Origin of the sequence: Streptomyces sp. NPDC050448, from assembly GCF_040655295.1 — a bacterium.
Lineage (GTDB): Bacteria > Actinomycetota > Actinomycetes > Streptomycetales > Streptomycetaceae > Streptomyces.
The window spans coordinates 1-4,076 of record NZ_JBFAJR010000101.1; the positions used below are offsets into that span (position 1 = coordinate 1).

Consider the following 4,076-nt stretch of genomic DNA (forward strand, 5'->3'; position numbering starts at 1 on the left):
CTGCTCCTCGGCTCCGTGAAGTCGAACATCGGTCACACGCAGGCCGCCGCCGGCGTCGCCGGTGTGATCAAGATGGTGCTGGCCATGCAGCACGGCGTGCTGCCCGAGAGCCTCCACATCGACGCGCCCTCCCTGCAGGTCGAATGGACGGCGGGTGACATCGAGCTGCTGACCGAGCAGCGGGCCTGGCCGGAGACCGGCCGTCCGCGCCGTGCGGGCATCTCGTCGTTCGGCTTCAGCGGAACCAACGCCCACACCATCATCGAGCAGGCGCCGCAGGTGGCGGTGGAGCCGACCGCCGAGGGCCCGGCCCTGCTGCCGGTGGTCGTCTCGGCGAAGACGGAGGAGGGCCTCCGGGCCCAGGCCGAAGGCCTGCGCGCGTGGCTGCTCACCGACCCCGAGCAGCGGCTGACGGACGTCGCCAGGACCCTGGCGACGGGCCGATCGGCGTTCGAGGAGCGGGCGGCGGTCGTCGCCACGGACCGGGAGGGTCTGCTCGCCGGTCTCACCGCCCTGGCCGAGGGCGCATCAGCGGCCGGGCTGGTGAAGGGCTCGCCGGTGGGCGGGAGGACCGCCTTCCTGTTCACCGGGCAGGGCAGCCAGCGTCTTGGGATGGGCCGTGAGCTGTACGACGCCTTCCCGGTGTTCGCGGATGCGCTGGACGAGGTGTGCGCCCGGTTCGATCTGGATATGCCGCTGAAGGACGTGCTGTTCGGGTCGGATGCGGAGCTGCTGGACCGTACGGAGTACACGCAGCCTGCGCTGTTCGCGGTCGAGGTGGCGTTGTTCCGTCTCGTCGAGTCGTGGGGTGTGAAGCCGGACTTCCTCGCCGGTCACTCCATCGGTGAAATCACCGCCGCTCATGTGGCCGGAGTCCTCTCGCTGGACGATGCCTGCACGCTCGTCGCTGCCCGTGGTCGTCTGATGCAGGGGCTGCCGTCGGGTGGTGTGATGATCGCCCTCCAGGCGTCGGAGGACGAGGTCCTGCCGCTGCTGAACGATCGGGTGAGTATCGCGGCCGTCAACGGCCCGCAGTCGGTGGTCGTGGCGGGTGACGAGGACGTTGCGCTCGCGGTGGTGGAGGCTTTCGCCGACCGCAAGAGCAAGCGGCTCACCGTCAGCCACGCCTTCCACTCGCCGCACATGGACGGCATGCTGGGCGACTTCCGTGAGGTCGTGGCGGGGTTGGAGTTCGCCGCTCCGCGGATCCCGGTCGTCTCCAACCTGACCGGTGCCCTCGTCTCGGACGAGATGGGTTCGGCCGAGTTCTGGGTGCGGCACGTCCGCGAGGCCGTCCGCTTCTTCGACGGCATCCGGACCCTGGAGGCCGCCGGGGTCGCGACGTACCTCGAACTCGGCCCCGACGGCGTGCTGTCCGCTCTGGGCGCGGAGTGCCTCGGCGAGGACGGGGCGGCGTTCGTGCCCCTCGCCCGCAAGGGCCGCCCCGAGCCGGAGACCGTCATGACCGCCCTGGCCCGGAGCCACGTACGCGGCCTCGCCGTTGCCTGGCCTGCGGTGCTCGGGGCCGGTGCGGTACGGGTCGACCTGCCGACGTACGCCTTCCAGCGCCGGCGGTACTGGCCGGAGGCGGTGCTGGTGCGCCGCAATGAGGTGAGCAACCGGTCCGAGGTGGATGCCTGGCGCTATCGGGTGTCGTGGAAGCCGCTGACGGCGGCGTCTGCCGGTGTGCTGGACGGTGAGTGGCTGGTCATCGTGCCGGCTGTGGGTGTGGATGACGCGGCCGTCGTGGCGGCTCTGGCCGGGCGCGGTGCCGAGGTGCGCCGGGTTGTGGTGGAGCCGGGTACGGACCGTGCTGGGCTGGTTGAGCTGCTGGCTGGTGCTGGTTCGGTGGCTGGTGTGGTGTCGTTGCTGGCGCTGGATGAGGCTGCGGGTGTGCTGTCGACGGCTGCTCTGGTGCAGGCGCTGGGTGATGCTGGGGTGGGGGCGCCGTTGTGGTGCCTGACCCGTGGTGCGGTGAGTGTGGGCCGTTCCGACAAGCTCGTGTCGCCTGTTCAGGCGCAGGTGTGGGGTCTGGGCCGGGTTGCGGCTCTGGAGGTTCCGGAGCGTTGGGGTGGTCTGGTCGATCTGCCGGAGGTGTGGGACGAGCGGGCCATGGGCCGCCTGGTGGGCGTTCTGGGTGGTGTCGAGGACCAGGTGGCGGTGAGGTCCTCCGGGGTCTTCGGTCGTCGTCTGGTGCGTGCTGCCCGGGCCGAGGGGGCTTGGGTGCCCTCCGGCACGGTCCTGGTGACCGGTGGGACGGGTGCGTTGGGTGGCCGGGTCGCTCGTTGGCTGGCTGGTGCGGGTGTTGAGCGTCTGGTGCTGACCAGTCGGCGTGGTCCGGATGCCCCTGGTGTGGCTGAGCTGGTGGCCGACCTCGGTGTCGATGTGTCTGTCGTTGCCTGTGATGTTTCTGACCGGGAGGCGTTGCGGGAGCTGCTGGCCGCCGAGGCCGACACGCTGACGGCTGTGGTGCACACCGCTGGTGTGCTGGATGACGGTGTGCTGGACGCGCTGACGCCGGAGCGGTTCGAGAATGTGCTGCGGGCCAAGGCCACCTCTGCCCTCAACCTGCACGAGCTGACCGTCGAGCTGGGCATCGAGCTCGACGCCTTCGTGCTGTTCTCGTCCATGAGTGGCACGATCGGCTCGGCGGGTCAGGGTAACTACGCTGCCGCCAACGCCTACCTGGACGCGCTCGCCGAGCAGCGGCGGGCGGCCGGTCTGGCCGCGACGTCCATCGCCTGGGGTCCGTGGGCCGAGGGCGGTATGGCCGCCGACGAGGCTCTCGAAGCCTGGATGCGCCGTGGTGGCGTACCGCCGATGGACGCCGATCTCGCGATCAACGCGTTCCGCCAGGCCGTCGGCTCCGACGAAGCGGCCCTGACCATAGCCGACTTCGACTGGGCGGCCTTCGTACCCGGCTTCACGGCCGTGCGCGAGGGCCGGCTGCTCGCCGACCTGCCCGAGGTCGAAGCCCTCACCCGGGGCGCGCAGACCGCGGGCGACCGTACCGAGCGTTCGGCCTCGGCGCTCGTCGCGCAGCTCCGGAGGATGGCCGAGGGCGACCGGGAGCCGTTCCTCCTCGACCTCGTACGTACGCAGGTCGCCCAGGTCCTGGGGCACTCCGGTGTCGAGGACGTAGAAACCGGACGGGCCTTCCGCGAGATCGGGTTCGACTCGCTCACCGCGGTCGAGCTGCGCAACCGCCTCGGTGCCGCCACCGAGCTGCGCTTCCCGGCCACGCTCGTCTACGACTACCCGACGCCGGCCTCTCTCGCCGCCCACCTGCGCTCCGAACTCCTGGGTACCGAGACCGAGGCGACCAGTGCCGTGGTCAGTGCCGTGGACTACGACCCGATCGCCATCGTCGCCATGAGCTGCCGCTTCCCGGGCGGTGTGCGCACCCCCGAGGACCTGTGGCAGCTGCTCGCCTCCGGCACCGACGCGATCTCGGACCTTCCCCTGGACCGCGGCTGGGACCTCGACGCTCTGTACGACGCCGACCCCGGCGCCCAGGGCACCTCGTACTCCCGTGAAGGCGGATTCCTCTACGACGCCGCGGACTTCGACGCCGACTTCTTCGGGATCTCCCCGCGCGAGGCCCTCGCGATGGACCCGCAGCAGCGGCTGCTGCTGGAGACCTCCTGGGAGGCCTTCGAACGGGCCGGGATCGACCCCGAGACGCTGCGGGGCAGCAAGGCCGGTGTCTTCGTCGGCACCAACGGCCAGGACTACCTCTCCGTCCTCCTTGAGGAACCAGCCGGTCTTGAGGGCCACTTGGGCACGGGCAACGCCGCCAGCGTGGTGTCCGGCCGACTGTCGTACGTGTTCGGGCTCGAAGGCCCGGCGGTCACGGTCGACACGGCCTGTTCGTCCTCGCTGGTGGCCCTGCACTGGGCCATCCAGGCTCTGCGCAGCGGTGAGTGCTCGATCGCGCTGGCCGGTGGCGTCACCGTGATGTCCACCCCGGGTACGTTCATCGAGTTCGCCCGTCAGGGCGGTCTGGCCGCCGACGGCCGGATCAAGGCCTTCGCGGCTGCGGCGGACGGTACGGGCTGGGGTGAGGGTGTCGGCAT

Annotated in this window: 1 protein-coding gene; it reads left to right on the top strand. The window is 70.8% G+C overall.

Going from position 1 to position 4,076, the window contains the following annotated elements; translation table 11 throughout:
- On the top strand, positions 1–4,076 hold a 4,076-nt coding region (locus tag AB0I68_RS38750; RefSeq protein WP_363182147.1), incomplete at both ends, for a type I polyketide synthase.